Source organism: Streptomyces sp. NPDC051136 (genome assembly GCF_044455745.1).
In the GTDB taxonomy this organism is placed as follows: domain Bacteria; phylum Actinomycetota; class Actinomycetes; order Streptomycetales; family Streptomycetaceae; genus Streptomyces.
Genome location: NZ_JBITFE010000013.1, coordinates 79,840 through 101,771 on the forward strand (window position 1 = coordinate 79,840; position 21,932 = coordinate 101,771).

The window sequence follows — 21,932 nt, forward strand, 5'->3', positions numbered from 1 at the left end:
CGCTCGCACGGGCGAGGCACGGAGACCGGTCGTGGAACGCCTGACCGCCGCTTCCGAACTCCGAGGACGGGATCCCGTGAAGATCACCGCTGCCGACGTCGTCGTCACCAGCCCGGGCCGCAACTTCGTCACCCTGCGCATCACCACCGAGGACGGGCTCACCGGTCTAGGGGACGCCACCCTCAACGGGCGCGAGCTGGCCGTCGAGGCATACCTTCGGGAGCACGTGGCACCCCTGTTGCCCGGACGGGACGCCCACGCCATCGAGGACACCTGGCAGTACCTGTACCGCGGTGCGTACTGGCGCCGGGGCCCGGTCACGATGGCTGCCGTAGCGGCCGTGGACATGGCGCTGTGGGACATCAAGGGCAAGGCCGCCGGCCTGCCGGTGTACCAACTCCTCGGCGGTGCCTGCCGCACCGGCGCGCTGGCCTACGGCCACGCGTCCGGCCGGGACGTACCCGAACTGCTCGACTCGGTGCGCGAGCACCTGGCCGACGGTTTCCGGGCCGTCCGGATCCAGAGCGGCATCCCCGGCCTCGACTCCGTCTACGGCGTCGCCCCCTCCGCCGCGGGACAGGGGGAGCGCTACGACTACGAGCCCGCCCGGCGCACGGGCACCGCCCACCCGCGTCCCACCGAGGAGACCTGGGACACCCGCGCCTACCTGCGTCACATGCCCACGGTGTTCGAGGCCGTGCGGCACACCTTCGGCCCCGAGCTCCCGTTGCTGCACGACGGGCACCACCGCATGACGCCCGTCCAGGCGGCGCGGCTCGGCAAGGACCTGGAGCCCTACGACCTGTTCTGGCTGGAGGACGCGACGCCGGGGGAGGACCAGGGGGCCCTGCGGCTGATCCGGCAGCACACCACCACCCCGCTGGCCATCGGGGAGGTCTTCAACTCCGTCCACGACTACGCCACGCTGCTCCAGGAACGGCTGATCGACTACGTCCGCTCCGCGGTGACGCACACCGGCGGCATCACCGCCGTACGGAAACTCCTCGACATGGCCGCCGTGTACGGGGTCAAGTCCGGCATGCACGGTCCGACCGACATCTCACCCGTGGGCATGGCGGCCGCCCTCCACCTCGACCTCGCCGTGCACAACTTCGGCATCCAGGAGTACATGCGCCACGCGCCGGAAACCCTTGAGGTGTTCCGCACGTCCTACCGCTTCGAAGACGGCCTCCTGCACCCCGGGGACGCCCCCGGCCTCGGGGTCGAACTCGACGACGAGGCAGCCGCCCGCTTCCCCTACGCGCCCGCCTACCTGCCCGTGAACCGCCTCCGCGACGGCACCGTCCACGACTGGTGAGGCACCCGGGACCGGGCGGGGCCCGCCGCGGCCCGGCCCGGCCGGTCCCCCGGGCCGCGACCGCGGGCCGAGGGCGGGGCGTGGCAGAGTGGAGATGCCCCGTCGCCTTCCGGAAAGTCCCCTCGCATGCGTCTCCTGCTCATCAGGCACGGCCAGACTCCGTCCAACCTCAAGCACCTCCTGGACACCGCCGAGCCCGGCCCCGGACTGACCGCCCTCGGCCAGGAACAGGCAGCGGCGCTCCCCGGCGCACTGGCGTCGGAGCAGATCGACGCGCTGTACGCGTCGACGCTCGTACGCACCCAGCTCACCGCGGCGCCCCTGGCCGCCGCCACGGGACTGGAGGTCCGGGTCCGGCCGGGGCTGCGGGAACTGGTCGCCGGTGATCTGGAGATGCGCGGCGACGACGAGGCGGCGCACACCTACATGCACACCGCCTTCGCCTGGTCCGCGGGGGACGTGCGGCGCCGCATGCCCGGCGGCGAGACCGGGGTGGAGGCGCTGGCCCGCCTGGACGCCGTCGTCGCCGAGGCGCACGACAGCGGTGCGCGGACGGTGGCGATGGTCAGCCACGGCGCCGCGATCCGGATGTGGGTGGCGGCGCGGGCCGACAACGTGGACATCGACTACGCCGCGCACCACCCCCTGGCGAACACGGGCATCGTCGTCCTGTCCGGGACCCCCGACCAGGGATGGCGGGCGCTGCTCTGGGAAGGCAGCTCCCTGGGCCCCCGACCCCGTACGCCCGACCCGGAAGATCCCACGGGGTCGGCCATGCCCACGCCCTGACAACGGGCTCGCCGGGGTGCCGGAGCCTCCGCGCGCCCCGACCCGCCGGAGGGACGCCGACCGGGGCCGCGACCCCGCGGGGCCGGTGTAGAACCGTGCCATGACAGCGCGCTCGGGCAAGGTGATCTGCGACCTCACGATCTCGGCCGACGGATATGCGGCCGGACTCGACCAGACGGAGGAACGTCCTTTCGGAAGCGACGGAGGCGACGGCACGGGCGAGAGGCTGCACGCATGGATGTTCGACCATGCCGACGAGAACCGTGCCGAGGTCGCCAGGATGGCCGCGGCGGGGGCGTTCGTCATGGGGCGCAACATGTTCGGCCCGGTACGGGGCGCCTGGGACCGGCAGTGGAACGGCTGGTGGGGTGAGACTCCGCCCTTCCGCGCCCCCGTCTTCGTGCTCACCCACCACGCGCGCGAGCCGCAGCCGATGGACGGGGGCACCACGTTCCACTTCGTCACCGACGGCATCGAGTCGGCGCTGGCACGGGCACGCGCCGCGGCGGATGGCGGCGACATCGCCGTCCTGGGCGGAGCGACCACCGTCGACCAGTACCTTGCCGCCGGGCTGATCGAGGAGCTGCGGCTGCACATCGTCCCGTTCACCCTCGGGGCGGGGACGCGCCTGTTCGACGGCGTTCCGCCGCTGACGTTCGAGCAGACGGCCGTAAGGGCGGCGACCTCGGTCACCCACCTGACCTACCGCGTGGTGAGGTGAGCCGGCGGCCGGGAACAGCGAGCCCGGCACGCGCCGTTGCACAGGCGGAGAGACCGGCCGCCGGCCGCACGCCGCCGTACCCGGAGTTCGACTTAAGTCTGTGGAGGACAGTTTCATGACCGACCGACCCTTGACGCTCATGGCCGTGCACGCCCACCCCGACGACGAGGCCACCGGCACGGGCGGCGTCCTCGCGCGATACGCGGCGGAGGGCGTCCGCACGGTGCTCGTGACGTGTACCGACGGCGGATGCGGTGACGGACCGGGGGGTGTGAAGCCGGGCGACCCGGGCCACGATCCGGCGGCCGTCGCCTCCATGCGCCGCCGTGAACTGCAGGAGAGCTGCGAGGTCCTGAAGATCAGCGCCCTCGAGACGCTGGACTACGCCGACTCCGGCATGATGGGCTGGCCGAGCAACGACGCCCCCGGGTCCTTCTGGCGGACCCCCGTGGAGGAGGGCGCCGCGCGACTGGCCGAACTCATGCGGCACTACCGGCCCGACGTGGTCGTCACCTACGACGAGAACGGCTTCTACGGCCACCCCGACCACATCCAGGCGCACCGCATCACCATGGCGGCCCTGGAGATGACGGGGCTGACGCCGAAGGTGTACTGGACGACGATGCCCCACTCGATGATGCGGCGTTTCGGCGAGATCATGCGTGAGTTCAACGAGGACATGCCGGAGCCGGACCCCGCCGAGGCCGCCGCGATGGCCGAGATCGGCCTCCCCGACGACGAGATCACCACGTGGGTGGACACCCTCGCCTTCAGCGGTCAGAAGTTCGACGCGCTGGCCGCGCACGCCAGCCAGGGCGAGAACATCTTCTTCCTCCGGATGGGCAAGGAGAGGTTCGGCGAGTTGATGGGCACGGAGACCTTCCTGCGGGTCCGGGACACCACCGGCGCGGACGTACCGGAGACCGACCTCTTCGCCGGACTGCGCTGACCCCCGGCCGAGGGAGACCGTGAGGAACCCCGGGTCCGGCGCTGCCCGGGCTGCTAGCCTGCGGCCATGCCGGACCCGGGACCCGTCGCCTGGCCGGCCGATCCCAAGGGCGCGCGGATGCCCAGTACTTGGTCCCCTGGGCGGCAGCTCTGTGTGAAGCTTTGCCCATGAGTCATCCGAGTGAAGAAGTCAGGGCCAGACTGCAGACCGACCGTCCGCACTCCGCCCGTGTCTGGAACTACCTGCTGGGCGGCAAGGACAACTATCCCGTCGACAGCGAGGCCGGCGAGGTCATCCTGACGACGTTCCCCGAGTTCGCCGCCGTCGCCCGGCTGCAACGACGGTTCCTGGCACGCGCGGTGCGCTTCCTCGCGGGCGAGGCCGGCATCCGCCAGTTCCTCGACATCGGCACCGGACTGCCCACCGCGGACAACACGCACGAGCTGGCCCAGCGCATCGCGCCGGAGAGCCGCATCGTGTACGTGGACAACGACCCGCTCGTCCTCACCCACGCGCAGGCCCTACTCACCAGCAGCCCGGAGGGCGCCTGCGCCTACATCGACGCGGACGTCCGGGACCCGGAACGCATCCTGGCCGAAGCCGCCAAGACCCTGGACCTCAGCCGCCCCGTCGCGCTGACCATGCTCGGGATCATGGGGCAGATCTCCGACGCCGAGCGCCCCGCGGAGCTGGTCGGCGCGCTGCTCTCGGGGCTGCCCGCCGGCAGCTACCTGGCCCTGAGCGACGGAACCAACGGCAACGAGGCCCTCAACAGGGCGGTCGAGGTCTACAACGGGCAGTCGGCCAACACCTACCACCTGCGCTCACCGGAAGAGATCGCGACGTACTTCGCCGGACTCACCCTGGTGGAGCCGGGCGTCGTCTCCACGGCCACCTGGCGTCCGGACACCGGCCCGGCCGACGAGTCCACGGCCGACGTGTCCGTGTGCGGAGTAGCGGTCAAGAACTGATGTGCCCTGCCCCGCGGCGCCGACCGGGGCGGGACTCCGGACGCGACCGGAGCCCCGCCGCGGGGCGGCTCAGCTCGTCGGGAAGTTGTCCGCGGTGCTGATCCGGCTCTTCAGCAGGGACCCGGACTCCGTCAGCACGCCGCTGCTGCTGTAGTCGGTGCCGTTGCAGGTGCCGGGCTTGAGGGCCGCACTGCCCTCGTCGGCGTCGGAGTACGTCCAGTTCGCGTAGCTGATCTGCAACCGGTCGAGCAGGTCCAGCCACGCGGTGCTGCTCGACCGGTCCACCGCACCGCCGCCGGTGGCGCTCACCGTGCCGAACTCCGTGACGAACAGGGGCAGCTGGGAGGCGGCCCGGCTCACGGCCGCACGGTAGTTGTCCTTGTGGCTCGCGGCGTAGAAGTGGAACGTGTACATGATGTTGGTCGCGTTCACGGGGTTGTTGATCACCTCGGTCTCGCTGGAGCCGTCCGAGACGCCCAGCGAGGACCAGCCGCGGGTGCCGACGATGACGACGGCGTCCGGGTCGGCGGCCCGGATCACCGGGATGACCTGCTCGGCGTAGTTCTTGATGGCCGACCAGCTCACGCCGTTGGGCTCGTTGGCGATCTCGTAGATCACGTTCTTCTTGTTCGCGTTGCGGGCGGCGACGGAGGAGAAGAAGGTCTTGGCGCGGGCCAGGTTGAAGTTCGGGTCACCCGGCGTCAGCGTGTGGAAGTCGATCACCGCGTACATGCCGCGTTCCTCGGCCTCGTCCACCAGGCCGTTCACCCGGCTGGTGAACCCTGCCGGGTCGGTCTCGTAGCCGTCCTCCTGCACGTACATGGCGATGCGGAGCAGGTCCGACTTCCAGTCCTCGGCCAGTGCGTCCAGGGAGGCGTCGTTGTAGCACTGGCTGAACCACTGGATGCCGTGCGTGCTCATGCCGCGGAGTTGCACCGGCCGGTCGTACTGGTTGCACAGGTGCACGCCGCAGACGTGCAGCTGCCCGTTGACCGCGACCGGGGTACCGGTCGCGGGCGGGTCGGTCGGCGGGTCCGTCGGCGGATCGGTGACGGAGCCGGTGCAGGTGACGCCGTTGAGGGAGAAGGACGTCGGGACCGGGTTGGAACCCGAGAAGGACCCGACGAATCCCAGGTCGGCCGATGCGCCGGTGGACAGGGTGCGGTTCCAGTCGACCCCGCCCGCCTGGACGGTTGAGCCGGACTGCGACCAGGTCGCGTTCCAGCCCTGGACGACCTTCTGCCCGGCGTTCGGCAGGGTGAACTTGAGCGTCCACCCGCTGACGGGATCACCCAGGTTCGTGATCTTCACGCCGGCCTGGAAGCCGCCGTTCCACTGGCTGGTGATCGTGTATGCGGCCGTGCAGCCGGCCGCCGCCTGCGCCGGAGGCCCGGCGAGCGCGGTGAGACCGACGACCGATGCGGCGGTCGCGAGTAGGGCCAAGAGGCGTTTCAACGCTTCCTCCTTGAGTGGCATGAGCATGTCAGGACATGATGGGAGCGCTCCCAAAGGCCATCGGCCCGAGACCGTACACCTGCGTGCCGGTGTGCGACAGGTGTTGGACCGTCGAACTGTTCCCAATCGGCCACGGATCGCGGACCGTTGCGCCGCGGACACCTCGGCGACCGCGCCCGGAGGGGCCCCTCTCCTCCCTGCGGTGCGGCCCCCGACGCGCGGTCGCCCGGTACGCGGCTCCGGGGCCGACCTCGGAGCTCGCGGACCGGCATCGCCGGGAACGCTCGCTAGGGGGAAGCGCGACGGGCGGAGATCCGGGAGAAGGTGCGGGCGCTCGGCACGAAGGCGGCGGCGGCCGGTGCCGCGAAGCAGACGAGTGCGCAGCCCGCGAGGACCGCTCTGGCGCCGAAGGCGTCGATGGCCGGCGCGATGACGGCGAGGCCGACCGGGGCCAGGCCGTAGGAGAGCAGGAAGTCCAGGGACGAGACCCGGGCCAGTTTGTCCGGGGCGACCTCGCGCTGGGCGGCCGTGAACCAGGGCACGTTGAAGACTTCGATGCCGATCCCGGCGACGGCGTAGGCCGCCGCCACGGCGACCGGGTGCACCGGGAACACCAGGCTCAGCGGGGCGAGCCCGTAGGCGGCGAGACCGGCGAGGGCGACCCAGCCGGGGGAGCGCGGGCGCAGGCGGGCGATGAGCAGCGCCCCGCCCAGCGCCCCGGCGGTGTAAGCGGTCATCGCGCCCGCGAGGACGACCTCGGTGCCGTACTCGTCCCTGCTGACCAGGGGCAGCGCGACACCGGTCGCGGAGTATCCGGTGGCTATGACGGCGGTCAGCGCGCCCAGGCCGGCAAGGAACCACGGGTGCCTGCGCGCCTCGCGTACCCCTTCGGCGAACTCTCCGAGGAGCGACGTCCTGCCCGTCCCGGACGGAGGCTCCGGCGCGTCGTGCGCGGCGGCCGCGCACCGCGCACCGCGTCCGGGCACGAACGCGGCGACCAGCCAGAGCAGGCCGATCCCCACCAGCAGGCCCTGGGTGTGCAGCAGGAGGGCGAGCAGGGCGGCCAGGGAGGGGCCCACGAGCGTGGTGACCCGCACTGCCAGGGTCATGGCGGCGTTGGCCTGTTGCCTGCGGTCGGTGTCGACCACTTCGGCGGTGAGTGCCTGGTAGGCGGGTCGGCAGGCGCCCTGGCCCGCACCGGCCACCGCGGCGGCCGCCGCCGTCAACAGCACCGAACGGCCCAGGCCGTAGGCGAGCACGGGGGCCGCGACACCCGAGGTGATCCCGGCCCACAGGACGACGCCCCGGCGGGAGTGCCGGTCGGCGAGCACCCCGGCCACGGGTACCGCGGCGAGGAACCCGACCGTGCGTGCCGCGAGGAGCAGGCCGAGGTCGGCGGCGGCCAGGGTCCGGTCGAAGACGGCGAGGCCGAGCACGAAGGGCAGGGCCCAGGTGGCGAGGCCGGATGCGGTGGCGCCCGTCCACAGGCGAAGGAAGCCCAAGTCGAGCAGGATCGGACGCCGGCCGGGGGGCGGCGTCCCGGTGGCGGTGGGCGGGGCGGCGGGGGTGGGCACGAGCAGGCGCTCCGGTTCTGTCGGGGGTGGCGGGCCGGTCATGAGATGACATCAACTGACGCCGCCGAGCGCTCGGTTGGGCTGAGCTGTCGGCTGATCCGCGCAGCAGGCAGGGCGGCGGCAGTGCATGGAGCGACACACTATCGCAGTGATAATCATTTCCATTAGTGTGCTCCTGGTCGCCGCGTCGGGAACGCGTGCTAGGTTCTCCTCATGAAAATGATTGTCATTAATGAGCGGAGGTGAGGGGGTTCTGATGTCTCTGTCCTCGGCCTCCGTGCCGTCGCCGGCCGACGAAAGGGCTGGCGAAGCAGTCGACGTGCCGGCGCGAGGTGCGCCGGCCGTACGCCGACTCGCGTCCCGCAAGGCGCTGCTGTCCGTCTGCGCCGTGCTGGCCGCCACCCTGCTGCTCACCGTCGTCGTCGCCATCGGGCTCGGGCCCGCGGTCGTCACGCCCGGCGAGACCGCTCGCCATCTGTGGGCGGCTCTCAGTGGCGGACGCGTCGACGCCGACGAGGTGACGACGTATCAGATCGTCTGGCAGATCCGTACCCCGCGTGTGCTGCTGGCGGCGCTGGTGGGGGCCGGACTGAGTGCGGTCGGAGTGGCGATCCAGGCCCTGGTGCGCAACGCGCTGGCCGACCCCTTCGTCCTCGGCGTCTCCTCCGGCGCCTCGGTGGGTGCCGTGGGCGTGACGGTCACCGGAGGGCTCGCCGTCCTCGGCATCCACGCCGTCTCCGTCGGCGCCTTCCTCGGTGCGCTCGTCGCCTCGGTCCTGGTGTACGCCGCGTCCTCCGGCCGGGGGGTGCTGTCGCCGCTGCGCCTCGTGCTGACGGGCGTGGCCATGTCGCTGGGCTTCCAGGCTGTCATGAGCCTGATCATCTACGCCGCGCCGGACAGCGAGGCGACGAGCATGGTCCTTCACTGGACCATGGGCGGTTTCGGCGCCGCCACCTGGGGCGCGCTGCCCCTCGTCGCCGTGGTGGTGACGGCCGGACTCGTGGTCCTGTACCGGTACGGGCGGGTGCTGGACGTGCTCTGCCTCGGCGACGAGACCGCAGCGAGCCTGGGCTTCGACCCCGACCGGTACCGCAGGGTGCTCCTGGTCGTCGTCTCGCTCGTCACCGGCGTCATGGTCGCCGTGAGCGGTGCCATCGCCTTCGTCGGGCTCGTCATGCCGCACGTGGTGCGCATGACCGTCGGTGCCGGCCACGCCCGGGTGCTCGCCGTGGCCCCGCCGGCCGGCGCGATCTTCATGGTGTGGGTGGACCTGGCGGCGCGGACCCTCGTCGCCCCACGCGAACTGCCGCTCGGGGTCATCACCGCGCTCGTGGGGGTGCCCGTCTTCATCACCCTGATGCGGCGCCGGGACTACACGTTCGGAGGGCGCTGACGTGGACCTGAGACTGGACGCCCTCTCCGTGGTGACGGACGGCAGGAGTCTTGTGCGAGGGCTGTCCCTGGAGGTGCCGGACGGCCAGGTCGTCGGCCTCGTGGGACCCAACGGCAGCGGCAAGTCCACCGCGCTGCGGTGCGTGTACCGCGCGCTGCGGCCCAGCTCGGGGACGGTCTGGGTGGGCGAGCAGGACCTGGCGCGGCTCGAACCGCGTCAGGGTGCCCGCACCGTCGCTGCCATGACCCAGGAGGGCGGCGTCGACGTCGACTTCACGGTGCAGGAGGTCGTCGCCCTCGGCCGCGCACCCCACCTGCGCGGCAACCGGGCACTCGGTGCCCGGGAGCGCGAGGTGTGCGCGCGGGCGATGGACCGGCTCGACATCGCGCACCTCGCGCACCGCGGCGTCCTGACCCTGTCGGGCGGCGAACGCCGGCGCGTCCTGCTGGCCCGGGCGCTCGTGCAGGAACCGGAGATCCTCGTCCTGGACGAACCGACGAACCACCTGGACGTCCGCCACCAGGTCGGCCTGCTCTCGTTCCTGCGGGGGTCCGGACTCACCGTCCTCGTCGTCCTGCACGACCTCAACCTCGCGGCCGCGGCCTGCGACCGCCTCGGCGTGCTCTGCGAAGGCCGCCTGGTGGCCTCCGGTTCGCCCGCGGAGGTCCTCACCACGCAACTGATGGATGACGTCTTCGGCGTCCGGGCCAGCATCGTCTCCCACCCCCTCACCGGCGGACCTCAGTTGCTGTATTCGCTCGACTCCACCCGTTGAAAGGCTGCCCACGCATGCGTACGTACCTCACCCGTGCCACCCTTCGCCGCCCGGCCGCGCTCGGGACCGCTCTCGCGACTGCACTGGTGCTCGGCGGCTGCGGCGCCGAGGTCGAGTCGGACGCCGAGCGGTCCGACAAGGCCACCGTCAAGCGCTGCGGTGAAGCCGTGCGGTACGCCGTGCCCCAGCGCGCCGTCGCCTACGAAGGCGGCAGCGCGGACAAGCTGTTCGCCCTGGGCCTGACCGATCACGTGTACGGCTACGTGATGCCGCCCGCGAACCCCCCGGTGAGCGAGTCCCCTTGGGCGTCGGAGTACGCGAAGGTGAAGATGCTCAGCGACGACCTGCTGAACAAGGAGGTCGTCGTCGAGGCCGGGGCCGACCTCGTCGTGGCCGGCTGGAACTCCGGGTTCAAGGACGAGCGGGGGATCACCCCGGCGATCCTGGACAGACTCGGCGTCCAGAGCTTCATGCACACCGAGAGCTGCTTCAACTACCCGGGGCACCAGGAGCACATGAGCCCCTTCGACGCCCTCTACACCGACTTCGAGCGGCTCGGCGCGATCTTCCGGGTCGAGAAGAAGGCGGAAGACGTCGTAGCCGGGCTGAAGAAGCGCGTGGCAGCCGTCGAGAGCAAGGCTCCGGCCGGTGACCCGCTCCCCGTCTTCCTCTACGACTCCGGCACCGACCAACCCTTCACCGCGGGCAACCAGGTACCCCCGAACGACATCATCAGGACGGCAGGCGGCCGGAACGTCTTCGACGGCCTCGACGAGCGCTGGACCCAGGTCAGCTGGGAATCCGTCGCGGAAGCCGAACCCGAGGTCGTCGTCATCCTGGACTACGGCGACCAGCCCGCGGACAAGAAGATCGACTTCCTCAGGAACTCCCCCCACACGAGGGAGCTTCCCGCCGTGAAGAAGAACAACTTCTTCGTCCTCGACTACAACGAGGGCATCAGCGGGCCGCGCAACATCGACGGCCTGGAGAAGTTCGCCGCCTACCTGCGCGAACTCAAGGGCTGACCCGCCGCACACGCCACGGCCTGCCGCCCAGCGACCAGCCTGCGCCCGGCAGGCCGCACTCCGGCACGGACACGTGCCACTCCGTCATGTGACAAGGAAGGACCCATGGACCGCCATACGATCGGCCTGCCCCGGCCGGACCAGCCGCAGCACCCACGACTCGCCCCGCACCGGAGGCCGGCGCCGAAGAGCACCGGGGAACTGCTGGCCGCCGTCCTCGCGGGCGACCACGGTCCGCGTCCGGCCGGCCTCGTCGCCACCAGCGTGTTCTGGGTGCACCACGGCACCCGGCTGGCCGACGGCGACACCACGTACCTCAACCAGTACCTCCTGGTCCGCCTGGGCGACGCCTTCGGTGCCTGCGCGTTCGAGGCGGGCGAGGCCGACCCGTCCCTGTGCCGCGACGCCTCCGGCAGCGCCCTCGACACGCTCCTGCGCGAGGGACCCCCGCCGCTGCGGATCGCCGCGCTCGACGCCTACCTCGGCTCGGTGCGGTCCCACCGGGAGGCACCCGGGGCGGAGCCGGTCACCCTGCCCGCCGGGACCCCCGAGACCCGGGCGCGGGCCCGGGACGCCGCCATAGCCGGGCTCCTGGACATCGGCGCGGGGGCCAGGGTCGGCGTGATCGGGGTGGTCAACCCGCTCGTCGCAGCCGTTCGCGAACGCGGGGCCGTCCCCCTCCTCTGCGACTTCAACCTGCGCACCACTCAGTGGGGCGATCCGGTCACCGACGACATGCACGAGGTCCTCGACGCCGCCGACGCGGTGGTCGCCACCGGCATGACGCTCGGCAACGGCAGCTTCGACACCGTCCTGGCCCGCTGCCGCGAACGCGACGTGCCCCTGGTGGTGTACGCCCAGACCGGCAGCGCCGTGGCGCGCGCGTTCCTGGGCGCGGGGGTGACCGCCCTGTCCGCGGAACCGTTTCCCTTCTCCCAGTTCAGTGCCGGAGCCACCACCCTGTACCGCTACCGGGCCGCGGCCGGCGCATGACCTCCGCCATCCGCCCGTCCGAAACAGCCCGTCACACGACGGGCACCGGACGCGCCGCCTGCCACCACGGCGAGATCCTGCAAGGGTGCTTCCTCGACGACCGGCGCCGCCCCGTCCACGCCCTGGTCACGCTGCCGATGAACGGACCCGGCAGCACCGCGGGGTTCACCCACCGGCCCGGCAGCCCGCCGGACGAGGTGACGGTGATGCCCGGCAACCGCACCAAAGCCCGTACGGCGGCCGTGCTCACGGTCCGGGAGTGCGCCGCACGCCGTGGCTCGGACCCGTGCGGCGGGGAGCTGACGCTCACCGGGGACCTCCCCGTAGGGCTCGGCATGGGCTCCTCCACCAGCGACGTCATCGCCACCGTCCGGGCGGTCGCCGACTCCTGGGGACTTCGCCTGCCGCCGGAGACCGTCGCGCGGATCGCGGTGCGCGCGGAGGGGGCCAGCGACCCGCTGATGCACGGCCCGCGGCCGCTGCTCTTCGCCCAGCGCGAGGGGCGGGTCCTCGAAGTCCTGGGAGCCGCGCTGCCGCCCGCCGTGGTGGTCGGATGCACGCTCGCCGGAGGCGGACCGGTCGACACCCTCGCCCTTCCCGCCCTCCGTAACGACGGCGACCTCCCCGCCTACGGACGCCTGCGCCGCATGCTCCGCCGGGCGGTGGCCGACACCGACACCGCGCTGCTGGGCAGGGTCGGCACCGCCAGCGCCCGCCTGCGACAACGCACCCTGCCCAAGCCGGAGTTCCCGACCCTCCTCGAAATCGCCGACAGCACGGGCGCCGCCGGTGTGCAGATCGCCCACAGCGGCAACGTCGCCGGCATCCTGTTCGACCCCCGCATCCCGGGTCTGCACCGGAGAGTGCGCTGCTGCGCCCGTGCCCTGGAGGACGAGGGCTGCGCGCCGATCCGGACCTTCACCACCTTCCCGCCCCCCACCAGTGAGGAGCTTCCGTGGACCCGCACGTCTCGGAATCCATCGGCCGACCGGACCTGATACGTCTCGACGACGGCCTGCTCTGCCTGCGTTTCGAGACGATGAAGATCGTTTCCGCGCTGGCGGCCGTACGCCACCTCCTCGACACCGGGACCGTACGCCGAGGCGACACCCTCGTCGACAGCTCCAGCGGCATCTACGCCTATGCCCTGGCGCTCGCCTGCCACCGCTACGGCATGCGCTGCCACATCGTCGGGTCGACCACCGTGGACCACACTCTGCGCACCCAACTCGACGTACTCGGCGCGCACCTGGAGCAGATGCCGCCCAGCCGCGACTTCAAGCTCGACCAGAGCCGTCGCGTCGCCCGCGTCCGCGAGATCCTGCGCGACCACCCCGGCCACCACTGGATGCGCCAGTACCACGACGACGTCCACTACCTCGGCTACGAGGCGGTCGCCGCGCTGGTGCGGGAGGAGACCGGCGGTGGGCCCCTGACCCTCGTCGGCGGCGTGGGTTCGGGGGCGTCCACCGGCGCCCTCGCCCACTACCTGCGCAAGAACTCCGTCGACGTGCTGCTGGTCGGCGTCCAGCCGTACGGGAGCGTCACCTTCGGCAGCGAACACGTCGCCGACCCCGAGATCATCATCGCGGGCATCGGCAGCTCCATCCCCTTCGGCAACGTCCGCCACGACCTCTACGACACCGTCCACTGGCTCGCCTTCGACGCCGCTCTCGCCGGCAGTGTCGACCTGTTGCGCCGTCACGCCGTGTTCGCCGGCCTGTCCTCCGGCGCCGCCTACCTCGCCGCCCGGTGGGAACGGAGCGAACAGCCCCGCAGAGAGACCCTGTTCATCGCCGCCGACACCGGACACCGCTACGTCGACACCGTGTTCGCCCGCCACCGGGAGGCCGCCGCCGTCGAAGACCTGACACCCCGGCCGGTACACGGCACCGCGGAACTGACCCTGCCGTGGTCACGCATGACCTGGCAGGGCGCCCCCGCACCCCGGGCGGCGATCAGCGACCAGGTCAGGACCGGCCGTCCGCGTCCCGGCGGGGCGTCACGGCCTCGGCGTCCCTAGGCCCTGCCGACGTCATGCCACCGCTCACCCGTGCTGATCCGTGTAGTGCCCGCGGAGCAGGTCCGCCCCCCAGTCGTGGCGCACGTGACGCCAGACGGAGTGGGCGTGGTTGCCGTCGTCCTGCGTGTTGTCGTACTCGATCAGGAAATCCGGGGCGCGCACGCAGTAGTAGTGGCGGTCCCCGGGTTCGAGACCGCCGGCCCAGGCGAAGGAGAGGGAGTCCAGCCCGCGGGTCACCGCGCCGGACCAGCACTCGTTCGCGTACGCCGTCGGCGCGCGGTCCAGGTAGCGGCGTACCAGCCGCTCCAGGAGGCGCTGTTGACCGGGTGCCATGCGGGCGTGAGGGAGACCGTCCGGCAGCAGCCCCGGGTCGGCGAACGGATCGTCCCGGGTCAGGATGTCGTCCGGCGGCGTGGCGGCGAAGACCGCGGTCGCCCGTGCGGTGCCCCGCAGACCGGTGATCAGCTCCCTGGCCAGGTCCTCCTCCGGGCCGAGGAGCCGGAAGCCCGCCCGTGGGCCGCTGTCGATGCGCGCCGGCTCCGAGCCGACGAAGTGCGGTGTCACGCGGATCCCGGCCGCCGTGACCAGCACGTGCACGGCGAGGTGGTGGCCGTTCAAGCGCCAGCCCCAGGGTCCTTCCCCGCCCGGGTCGCCGAGCAGCCGTACCCAGTAGCGGTCCGCTCCCGGGGACCCCGGCCGGCCACGACGGTGCCGCTCCACCTCGATCGCCCCGCGCACCAGCTCCGCACCCGTCGCGCTGTGCGCCGTGGCCATGAGGGCGTCGAGCGCCTCGCGCTGCCGGTCGTCCAGACCTACCGTGGAGAGCCCGGGACGCGACCCCGGCAGATAGGTCCACTCGCGCAGCTCGGGCGCGTCCAAGCGGGCGGGCATCGTGCGCAGTTCACGCACCTGCTCCGGCTCCAGGACGGCCAGCAGCGCGCGTGCCGCCTCCCGCATCGCACCGGACACGTCCTGCGAAGGGATCCCGGACACGCTTCTCCTTCCGCCGACGGCCACGGTGCCGGCGACGGGGTTCATTCTGCGCGGGACACCGCGCGGTGTCATGCGTCCCGGCTCAGTGTGGCGCCGGTGCGGGGTGCAGGGCGTTCGCGACGGTGCAGCCGCCCTCTCCGGGCATCCGCTGGATGCGGGGCGGCGTCCACACCTCGGTGGCGCCGGGCGCGACGCGGGCCAGCAGGCAGTCCTGCGGGTCGAAGTGACTGCCCTCGACCGAGAGCATGACACCCACCCGGTCGCCCTCCGCCTTCACCTCGGTAAGGATTCCCGCGTCGAGGTCGAGCGAGGTGAGGGCACGGCGCACTTCGGCCTCGTCCGCCCGGCCGCCCGACGGGACCCGGGGGAGGGCCGCCCGCAGCTCCCCGTCGGGCAGTCGGGGCGGCTCGGGCGGCGGGGCGAAGGTCATCGGGGGGCCGTCCGGGCAGTCCACGTCATCCGGCTGCGCACGCCACCGCGACGTGGGGGACACCCGCACCGTGAAGCAGCGCCGCACGGTGATCTCCTCGACGTCGAACCAGCTGTTGTACGCCGATCCGGACGTGCGGAGGACCACGCGGACGCCGTCCCCGTCGTGCGTGGAGTCGCCCGTCACCCGCATCACCTCCACCCCGTCGATGAGCGAGGCGGCACGCCCGACCTCCTCCGCCGTGCGGGGGCGCTGACCGTACAGCTTCTCGCCCGCCCGCTGCGCGACGTGCCGGGCGGCGTCCGTCGCATCGGCCTCCGAGGACTGGGGCAGCCCGCAACCGGCGGCGCACAGCAACAGCGGGACGACGAGCAGTGTGCGACGCATGCGTACAGCCTCTCCGGTGTCCCGTGCGGCGGGCCTGCGACCGCGTACTCGACCGGGCCCAGGTGATCGTACACACCTTCGATGCGGGGCCGGGCGGCTCTCGTGCCGGAGCGCCGTCCCCGTCTGTAGGGTGCGGCGATGACACGTAGCGAGCGGCTCGCGGAGCAACTTGACTGGTACTGGCACAAGAACCTGCGGCCGCGGCTGGACGGCCTCACCGACGAGGAGTACTTCTGGGAGCCGGTGCCCGACTGCTGGAGCGTTCGCCTCCGTGATGCGTCGGCCGCACCGACGTCGGCAGGTTCGGGGAAGTGGACGATGGACTTCGCGTCCCCCGAACCGGTGCCGGCTCCGGTGACCACGATCGCCTGGCGGCTGGCGCACATCATCGTCTCGTGCCTGGGCTACCGGGTCGGGTGGTACTTCGGCGGCCAGGACGTCGACTCCGCCGCGTTCCCCTACGCGGGGACCGCTGACGAGGCGCTGAAGCAGCTCGACGAGATGTACGGGAGATGGAACGCGGGGGTCCGCGGACTCTCGGACGCCGACCTGGAGAATCCGCCCGCGGTGGGGCCCGAGCGGTACTCCATGGAGAACAGGGTCCTGCACGTCAACAGGGAACTGATCCATCACGGCGCCGAGATCTCCCTGTTGCGCGACCTCTACAGCCGGCAGGAGGGAGCACTGACACGATGAGATCGGCGCTCCGCCATTCCGCACGTCACCCCCCTTCGGTCGCGGCAAATCGCGGGAGCCGCAGGGAATTTGACGAGCCGTAGGTGTGAAAGCACCTCCAGGGGCAACACGAAGGTCACCGAAGGAGAAAAGCAACCGATCTACCAGAGCCCGGGAGAAAACATGGCGACCTACAGCAGAACAGACACCCGAAAGGGCGGCAGGACCAGCGGACTGGCGATCGCCGGACTGGTCTGCGGCATCGTCGGACTCTTCATCCTGCCGATCATCCTGGGCCCGCTCGCGATCGTCTTCGGTGCCGTGGCGCTGCGGCAGACCGGTTCCGCGATGGCCAAGTGGGCGATCGGCCTGGGCGTGGTCGACATCCTGCTCATGATCGTGATGTTCGCTGTCGCCGCCAACAACGGAGGCAGCTTCTCCTGGCACATCGGCTGACTCCGCTCCACCGGCCTTCACCACGGGGCCCGCGCCGCTTCCCGCAAGCGGCGCGGGCCCCGTGGTGTGCGTCGGCGAGTCACCCGTCCTCCCTGGCACCCGCCCCATCCGGGACCGCGTTAGGGTGCGGGCCATGCACTCCACCACCCTGCGCGGCATCACCGTCCGCTACGACGACTCCGGGCCCAGAGGCGGCCTGCCGGTGCTCCTGATCCACGGCCACCCCTTCGACCGCACCCTCTGGGCACCGCAGGCCGACGCACTGGCCGACGCCGGGTACCGGGTGATCACCCCCGATCTGCGCGGTTACGGCGGCAGCGGGGTCACTCCGGGCAAGGTGCTCCTCGCCGACTTCGCGGACGATCTCGCCGCGCTGCTCGACGAGTTGGGGATCGACCGGGCCGTGGTCGGCGGGGTCTCCCTGGGCGGCCAGATCAGCATGGAGTTCCGTCTGCGGCACCCGGGGCGGGTGCTCGCCCTGGTCCTCTCCGACACCTCCGCCCCCGCCGAGACCGAGGAGGGGAAGAAGGTCCGCAACCGGATGGCCGACCGGCTGATCGCCGAGGGGATGGGCGGTTACGCGGCCGAGGTGATCGACAAGATGCTCGCGCCGTACAACGTGGCCGCGCTGCCGGAGGTCGCAGAGCGGGTGCTCCGGATGATGCGCGCCACCGACCCCGAGGGCGCCGCGGCGACCCTGCGCGGACGGGCCGAACGGCCCGACTACCGGCCGGTGCTGACCGACGTGGACGAGCCGGTCCTGATCCTGGTCGGTGCCGACGACGTGTACACCCCGGTCTCCGAGGCGGAGGCGATCCGCACGCTGGTCCCGCACGCCGTCCTGACGGTGATCGAGAAGGCCGGCCACCTCCCCGGCGCGGAGCAGCCCGCCGCGTTCAACGCGGCCCTGCTCGACTTCCTGGACACGGTCACGGACCGCGGCTGACCTCGGAGACGAGACAGCCCGTGTGGCCGCCCCGAGAGGGGACGGCCCCGGCACGTACGGCTCCGGTGAGGACCGCTCGCGATGCCTCAGCCCCCGCCCTGACCGAGTCGACGAGTGACCGGCGGGAAGGGCACATGACCCGCCGGACGGAACCTAGCGCAGTGCGATCGCCTTCACGGCGGTCAGGTCCTCCCCGGTCAGTTCCGCGACGCGGTGGGCGGGCACGCCGGCCGCCAGGGCGCGGACGAGCAGTGCCTCCCGCCCCTCGACGCGGGAGCGGTAGGCCAGCAACTCCTCCTCCAGAGCCGCGACGTCCTGGGGAGCGGCGTGCCGGCGGACCCGGCTCAGCTCCTCGTCACCGAGGGGGACCGGGAGCCGTTCGGCCCCCTCGGGGATGGCCGAGGTCTCCTCGGGAGGCAGGAGACGAAGACCCGGGGACGACACCGTCACCCCCTGCGCGTCCAGCCACCCGCGCACCGCGGGCGTGTCCAGGCAGGCGATGTCCGCCATCGCCGCCAGGGGCACGCCGAGCGTCGAAGCCGTGCCGTTCAGCAGCACAAGGTAGGCGTCGTCGGTCATCCTCGGTTCCTCACGGGAGTAGGGGGTGGTGTCCTGACGGCCACACCTCTACCCCCTGCCGGCGGTCTCACCGGCTCGCACACGCCGGACACCGGCGTCGCACCCCGGCCCGGGACGGAGCCCCGGTCGCGCCGTGCCGTCGTGGCGCCGGGCAACCGTCCCGGTCATCGGCCAGGTGTACCGCGTGGATGCGGGGGTAAAGGCTGTCGATGTGACTGGGGAACGAATGACGGCCGTCGTGATGGAGCCCGCTCCGGCGGCGCAGGGCGGCACAGCACCGGAGCGCGGCTCCCTGCGTACGAGCGTGGCCCTGGAGGGGACCGCCGGCATCGCCGAGGCTCGTCGGGCGGCCGACACCTTCCTCGCCCGGGCGCGGACCGAGCACGGCGTGTTCGTCTCGCAGCGCGCCTGGGATCTGACCCGGCTGGTGGTCAGCGAGCTCGTCACCAATGCCTGCAAGTACGCCCCCGGCCCCGCGCTGATGGATCTGCACCTGCACGGTGGCACCGTGGAGGTCGCGGTGTGGGACTCAGGACCGGAACTGCCGATCGCTCGTGCCGCGGACGCCGGCCGGGTGGGACAGCACGGTCTCGAGATCGTGATGGCGGTCGCCCAGGGCTTCGAGGCGCGACGGGAACCGGTCGGCAAACGGATCATCGTTCGCCTCTCCCTGGAAGACGACCCCCACGACGTCGTCCCAGCGCGCCGCCTGGGGTAGGGCTTCGGCCCGGCGGGGAACCGTCAGTCCTCCCGATGACGGAAAGGAGGAATGAACGGCCCCGAACGGAGCAGACGAGGTTCGTCGGCGTGGGCCGGCATACCGCGGGGTGGGTTTCACCGGGAGGGCACATGATGACGACGACGACCGCACGGGCCACCGAGCACGCCACTACGGCGGTGCCGGAGATCGCGGACCCGTCCAAGGTGGCGCCCAAGGACGCGCGGGAGTTGTCGAAGCTGTTCTTCGAGCAGCTGACGGTGCTGGAGGAGGGCACGCCCGAGTACCAGTACGCGCGCAACACGCTGATCGAGATGAACATGTCCCTGGTCCGCTTCGCAGCCGGCCGGTTCCGCAGCCGCGGCCCGGAGGAGATGGAGGACATCGTCCAGGTCGGCATGATCGGTCTGATCAAGGCCATCGACCGGTTCGAGCTGTCCCGCGAGGTCGAGTTCACCTCCTTCGCGGTGCCCTACATCGTCGGTGAGATCAAGCGGTTCTTCCGGGACACCTCCTGGGCGGTGCACGTGCCCCGGCGGCTGCAGGAGGCCCGCGTCCAGCTGGCCCGGGCCACCGAGGAGCTGCGCACCCGCCTGGGCCGCACCCCCACCACCCGCGAGCTGTCCGAGCTGATGAGCCTGCCGGAGGACGAGGTCGTCGAGGCCCGGCTGGCGGCCAACGGCTACAACTCCGCCTCCCTGGACGCGGCCATCAACGGCAGCGAGGACGGCGAGTCGGCCCTGGCCGACTTCATCGGCACCGAGGACACCGCGCTGGCCCTGGTGGACGACTTCCACGCCCTGGCCCCCATGATCGCCGAGCTGGACGAGCGCGACCGGCAGATCATCCACTGGCGGTTCGTCGAAGAACTCACCCAGAAGGACATCGGCGAGCGCCTCGGCGTCTCCCAGATGCACGTCTCCCGCCTGATCTCGCGGCTGCTGACCCGCCTGCGGGAAGGCATGCTCACCGAGGGCTGACGCCCCCGGCCGGGGCCGCGGGCCCTCCGACGGGACCGCCGCGCGTCCGGCGGGCCGGCCCGAACGGACCGGGCCGACTCCGCCCCGCTCACTGCTGTCACCCCACGATCGCGCATGCGTATGCGCATGCCCACGTAAGAAAGGGAAGTGCAATGACGACTGTCCAGGAGGCGTCGTCGGCCTCGGTTGCCTCCGCGGACGACCACGGACACCCGGACGAGCGCGCCGTACGCATACGGCGCCGGCTGGAGCGTCTGATCGGTATCGCGGCGACCGAGGGGAACGCCCTGTCCGCCCTGCGCAACGGGGACGAGATCTTCCCGGCCATGCTCGACGCCATCCGGTCCGCCGAGCACACCGTGGACATGATGACGTTCGTGTACTGGAAGGGCGACATCGCCCGCGACTTCGCCCACGCACTGGCGGAGCGCGCGCGAGCGGGGGTGCGGGTACGCCTGCTGCTGGACGGCTTCGGCAGCAGGCTCATCGACAGCGACCTGCTGGCGGAGATGGACCGGGCGGGCGTCCTGGTGTCCTGGTTCCGCAAACCGGCGCACCTGTCGCCCTTCAAGCAGAACCATCGCTGCCACCGCAAGGTCCTGGTCGTCGACGAGCAGGTGGCCTTCACCGGCGGTGTCGGCATCGCGGAGGAGTGGTGCGGCGACGCGCGCAACCCGCAGGAGTGGCGGGACACCCACGTGGAGGTCCGCGGCCCGGCCGTCGACGGTGTCGCGGCCGCCTTCGCACAGAACTGGGCCGAGTGCCACGACGAACTCTTCGACGCACGCGACCGGTTCACCGGCCACCGCCCCCAGGGCGACGCGGTGGTCCAGGTCGTGCGCGGATCGGCGAGTTTCGGCTGGCAGGACATGCAGACACTCGTCCGGGTCATGATCGAGTCGGCCGAGGAGCGCTTCCGGCTGGCAACCGCCTACTTCTCCCCGGACGCCTACTTCGTCGAACTCCTGTGCGCCGCCGCGCGGCGCGGGGTCGAGGTGGAGATCCTGCTGCCCGGCCCGCACACGGACAAGCGCGTCTGCCAGCTGGCGGGGCAGCACCACTACGAGGCACTGCTGGCCTGCGGGGTCAAGATCCACCACTACCAGCCGACGATGATGCACGCCAAGGTGATGACCGTCGACCGTACGGCTGCCCTGGTCGGTTCGACCAACTTCAACCGGCGCTCCCTCGACCACGACGAGGAAGTCATGCTCGCCGTGCTCGACGCGGAGTTCACGGCCACCCTGGACCGGCACTTCGAGGCCGACCTGGCGGTCAGCGAGCCGATAGAGCGGGGCCGTTGGAGACGGCGGCCTACGGTGCAGCGCGTTCGTGAGGCCGCCGTCCAGCCCATCCGCCGGTTCCTGTAAGGGCGCTCCCGCGGCAGTCCGCCACCTGGGGCGTCGAGCGGGTCAGCGCCCCAGGGAGGAGATGGCGGCTTCGGCGCTGTCGTGGAAGGTGAAGACCTGGTCCAGCCCCACCACTTGGAAGATGCGCATCTGGTCCGGTCCCACGCCCGCCAGACTGAGTGGCGCGGCCGTCGCCTGCGACCGCTGGTAGGCGGTGAGGAGAGCCGTGATGCCGGTGGAGTCGCAGTAGGTCAGACCGGCCAGGTCGAGGACCACACCGTTCTCGTCGAACGGCGCGTCCTTCACGGCGCGGTTCAGGTAGTGGGCGGTGTGGTGGTCCAACTCACCCGACACCTTCAGCACGTACGGCCCCCCGGGCGTCTGGTGCGGGGTGACGGTCAAGAGGTGGTCGGAGTCGGTCACCGGGTCTCCT

General features: G+C 71.7%; 23 protein-coding genes. 17 read left to right on the plus strand and 6 right to left on the minus strand.

What is annotated here, in order from left to right; all coding sequences use genetic code 11:
• The first annotated feature begins 76 nt into the window (after positions 1-76).
• From manD to ACIBCJ_RS31695, 5 genes are all read left to right on the plus strand, one after another.
• Positions 77-1,318: a D-mannonate dehydratase ManD gene (gene manD / locus ACIBCJ_RS31675; RefSeq protein ID WP_365981266.1), complete on the plus strand. Its 1,242-nt coding sequence runs from the start codon at positions 77-79 to the stop codon at positions 1,316-1,318.
• A gap of 126 nt (positions 1,319-1,444) precedes the next feature.
• Positions 1,445-2,107 (plus strand): histidine phosphatase family protein, encoded by a 663-nt coding sequence (locus ACIBCJ_RS31680; RefSeq protein WP_362105826.1) that lies wholly within the window; start codon positions 1,445-1,447, stop codon positions 2,105-2,107.
• Positions 2,108-2,207: 100 nt separating this feature from the next.
• Entirely contained in the window at positions 2,208-2,828 is a 621-nt protein-coding gene (locus ACIBCJ_RS31685) for a dihydrofolate reductase family protein (protein ID WP_365981265.1), read from the plus strand.
• Positions 2,829-2,943: 115 nt separating this feature from the next.
• Positions 2,944-3,777 carry a PIG-L family deacetylase gene (locus tag ACIBCJ_RS31690; protein ID WP_362511710.1) on the plus strand — a complete coding sequence of 278 codons (834 nt, stop codon included), beginning with the start codon at positions 2,944-2,946 and terminating at the stop codon, positions 3,775-3,777.
• A gap of 167 nt (positions 3,778-3,944) precedes the next feature.
• A complete protein-coding gene (locus tag ACIBCJ_RS31695; protein ID WP_362105817.1) occupies positions 3,945-4,748 on the plus strand; it encodes an SAM-dependent methyltransferase in 804 nt (267 codons plus the stop codon).
• A 69-nt stretch (positions 4,749-4,817) separates the two neighbouring features.
• Here ACIBCJ_RS31695 and ACIBCJ_RS31700 read toward each other — a convergent pair whose 3' ends face one another.
• Both ACIBCJ_RS31700 and ACIBCJ_RS31705 read right to left on the minus strand, forming a co-directional pair.
• Complete coding sequence (locus ACIBCJ_RS31700; protein ID WP_362105814.1) at positions 4,818-6,203, minus strand: cellulase family glycosylhydrolase; 1,386 nt, start codon at positions 6,201-6,203, stop codon at positions 4,818-4,820.
• A 287-nt stretch (positions 6,204-6,490) separates the two neighbouring features.
• The gene (locus tag ACIBCJ_RS31705) at positions 6,491-7,777 is read right to left on the minus strand and encodes an MFS transporter (protein WP_365981264.1); all 1,287 of its coding nucleotides are present in this window, start codon (positions 7,775-7,777) and stop codon (positions 6,491-6,493) included.
• A gap of 373 nt (positions 7,778-8,150) precedes the next feature.
• On the opposite strand from ACIBCJ_RS31705, the gene ACIBCJ_RS31710 reads away from it, so the two are divergent.
• From ACIBCJ_RS31710 to ACIBCJ_RS31735, 6 genes are all read left to right on the plus strand, one after another.
• Positions 8,151-9,170 carry a FecCD family ABC transporter permease gene (locus ACIBCJ_RS31710; protein ID WP_393528378.1) on the plus strand — a complete coding sequence of 340 codons (1,020 nt, stop codon included), beginning with the start codon at positions 8,151-8,153 and terminating at the stop codon, positions 9,168-9,170.
• 1 nt (position 9,171) lies between these two features.
• The gene (locus ACIBCJ_RS31715) at positions 9,172-9,945 is read left to right on the plus strand and encodes an ABC transporter ATP-binding protein (protein WP_362105805.1); all 774 of its coding nucleotides are present in this window, start codon (positions 9,172-9,174) and stop codon (positions 9,943-9,945) included.
• 14 nt (positions 9,946-9,959) lie between these two features.
• The gene (locus ACIBCJ_RS31720) at positions 9,960-10,970 is read left to right on the plus strand and encodes an ABC transporter substrate-binding protein (RefSeq protein WP_365981263.1); all 1,011 of its coding nucleotides are present in this window, start codon (positions 9,960-9,962) and stop codon (positions 10,968-10,970) included.
• A gap of 105 nt (positions 10,971-11,075) precedes the next feature.
• Positions 11,076-11,963, plus strand: coding sequence for a Rossmann-like domain-containing protein (locus ACIBCJ_RS31725; protein WP_362105799.1), 888 nt, complete (start codon positions 11,076-11,078; stop codon positions 11,961-11,963).
• The gene (locus ACIBCJ_RS31730; RefSeq protein WP_365981262.1) at positions 11,960-12,961 is read left to right on the plus strand and encodes a GHMP kinase; all 1,002 of its coding nucleotides are present in this window, start codon (positions 11,960-11,962) and stop codon (positions 12,959-12,961) included. Before ACIBCJ_RS31725 ends, ACIBCJ_RS31730 begins: the two co-directional genes overlap by 4 nt.
• Positions 12,919-13,986 (plus strand): pyridoxal-phosphate dependent enzyme, encoded by a 1,068-nt coding sequence (locus ACIBCJ_RS31735; RefSeq protein ID WP_365981261.1) that lies wholly within the window; start codon positions 12,919-12,921, stop codon positions 13,984-13,986. The genes ACIBCJ_RS31730 and ACIBCJ_RS31735 overlap by 43 nt, the downstream gene beginning before the upstream one ends.
• Before the next feature lie 24 nt (positions 13,987-14,010).
• Here ACIBCJ_RS31735 and ACIBCJ_RS31740 read toward each other — a convergent pair whose 3' ends face one another.
• Together ACIBCJ_RS31740 and ACIBCJ_RS31745 are read right to left on the minus strand one after the other, a co-directional pair.
• Positions 14,011-14,979 (minus strand): DUF3500 domain-containing protein, encoded by a 969-nt coding sequence (locus ACIBCJ_RS31740; protein ID WP_362105790.1) that lies wholly within the window; start codon positions 14,977-14,979, stop codon positions 14,011-14,013.
• Between the two features lie 82 nt (positions 14,980-15,061).
• Entirely contained in the window at positions 15,062-15,796 is a 735-nt protein-coding gene (locus ACIBCJ_RS31745) for a translation initiation factor IF-2 (protein ID WP_362105787.1), read from the minus strand.
• Between the two features lie 138 nt (positions 15,797-15,934).
• Between ACIBCJ_RS31745 and ACIBCJ_RS31750 the strand changes: the two genes are divergently transcribed.
• The 3 genes from ACIBCJ_RS31750 to ACIBCJ_RS31760 all read left to right on the plus strand — a co-directional run bounded on the left by ACIBCJ_RS31750 (position 15,935) and on the right by ACIBCJ_RS31760 (position 17,873).
• Complete coding sequence (locus ACIBCJ_RS31750; RefSeq protein WP_365981260.1) at positions 15,935-16,492, plus strand: DinB family protein; 558 nt, start codon at positions 15,935-15,937, stop codon at positions 16,490-16,492.
• Positions 16,493-16,654: 162 nt separating this feature from the next.
• Complete coding sequence (locus ACIBCJ_RS31755) at positions 16,655-16,927, plus strand: DUF4190 domain-containing protein (protein WP_362105781.1); 273 nt, start codon at positions 16,655-16,657, stop codon at positions 16,925-16,927.
• Positions 16,928-17,060: 133 nt separating this feature from the next.
• Entirely contained in the window at positions 17,061-17,873 is an 813-nt protein-coding gene (locus ACIBCJ_RS31760; RefSeq protein ID WP_365981259.1) for an alpha/beta fold hydrolase, read from the plus strand.
• A gap of 153 nt (positions 17,874-18,026) precedes the next feature.
• Here the strand turns inward: ACIBCJ_RS31760 and ACIBCJ_RS31765 are convergent, their stop codons facing one another.
• Positions 18,027-18,452, minus strand: coding sequence for a DUF6003 family protein (locus tag ACIBCJ_RS31765; RefSeq protein WP_362105775.1), 426 nt, complete (start codon positions 18,450-18,452; stop codon positions 18,027-18,029).
• Positions 18,453-18,693: 241 nt separating this feature from the next.
• Between ACIBCJ_RS31765 and ACIBCJ_RS31770 the strand changes: the two genes are divergently transcribed.
• From ACIBCJ_RS31770 to ACIBCJ_RS31780, 3 genes are all read left to right on the plus strand, one after another.
• Complete coding sequence (locus tag ACIBCJ_RS31770; RefSeq protein ID WP_365981315.1) at positions 18,694-19,170, plus strand: ATP-binding protein; 477 nt, start codon at positions 18,694-18,696, stop codon at positions 19,168-19,170.
• A gap of 134 nt (positions 19,171-19,304) precedes the next feature.
• Positions 19,305-20,150, plus strand: a complete 846-nt coding sequence (locus tag ACIBCJ_RS31775) for an RNA polymerase sigma factor SigF (protein ID WP_365981314.1) — start codon at positions 19,305-19,307, stop codon at positions 20,148-20,150.
• Between the two features lie 152 nt (positions 20,151-20,302).
• The gene (locus tag ACIBCJ_RS31780) at positions 20,303-21,520 is read left to right on the plus strand and encodes a phospholipase D-like domain-containing protein (RefSeq protein WP_362512414.1); all 1,218 of its coding nucleotides are present in this window, start codon (positions 20,303-20,305) and stop codon (positions 21,518-21,520) included.
• A gap of 42 nt (positions 21,521-21,562) precedes the next feature.
• Here ACIBCJ_RS31780 and ACIBCJ_RS31785 read toward each other — a convergent pair whose 3' ends face one another.
• Positions 21,563-21,922 carry an STAS domain-containing protein gene (locus ACIBCJ_RS31785; RefSeq protein ID WP_362103300.1) on the minus strand — a complete coding sequence of 120 codons (360 nt, stop codon included), beginning with the start codon at positions 21,920-21,922 and terminating at the stop codon, positions 21,563-21,565.
• Positions 21,923-21,932: the final 10 nt, after the last annotated feature.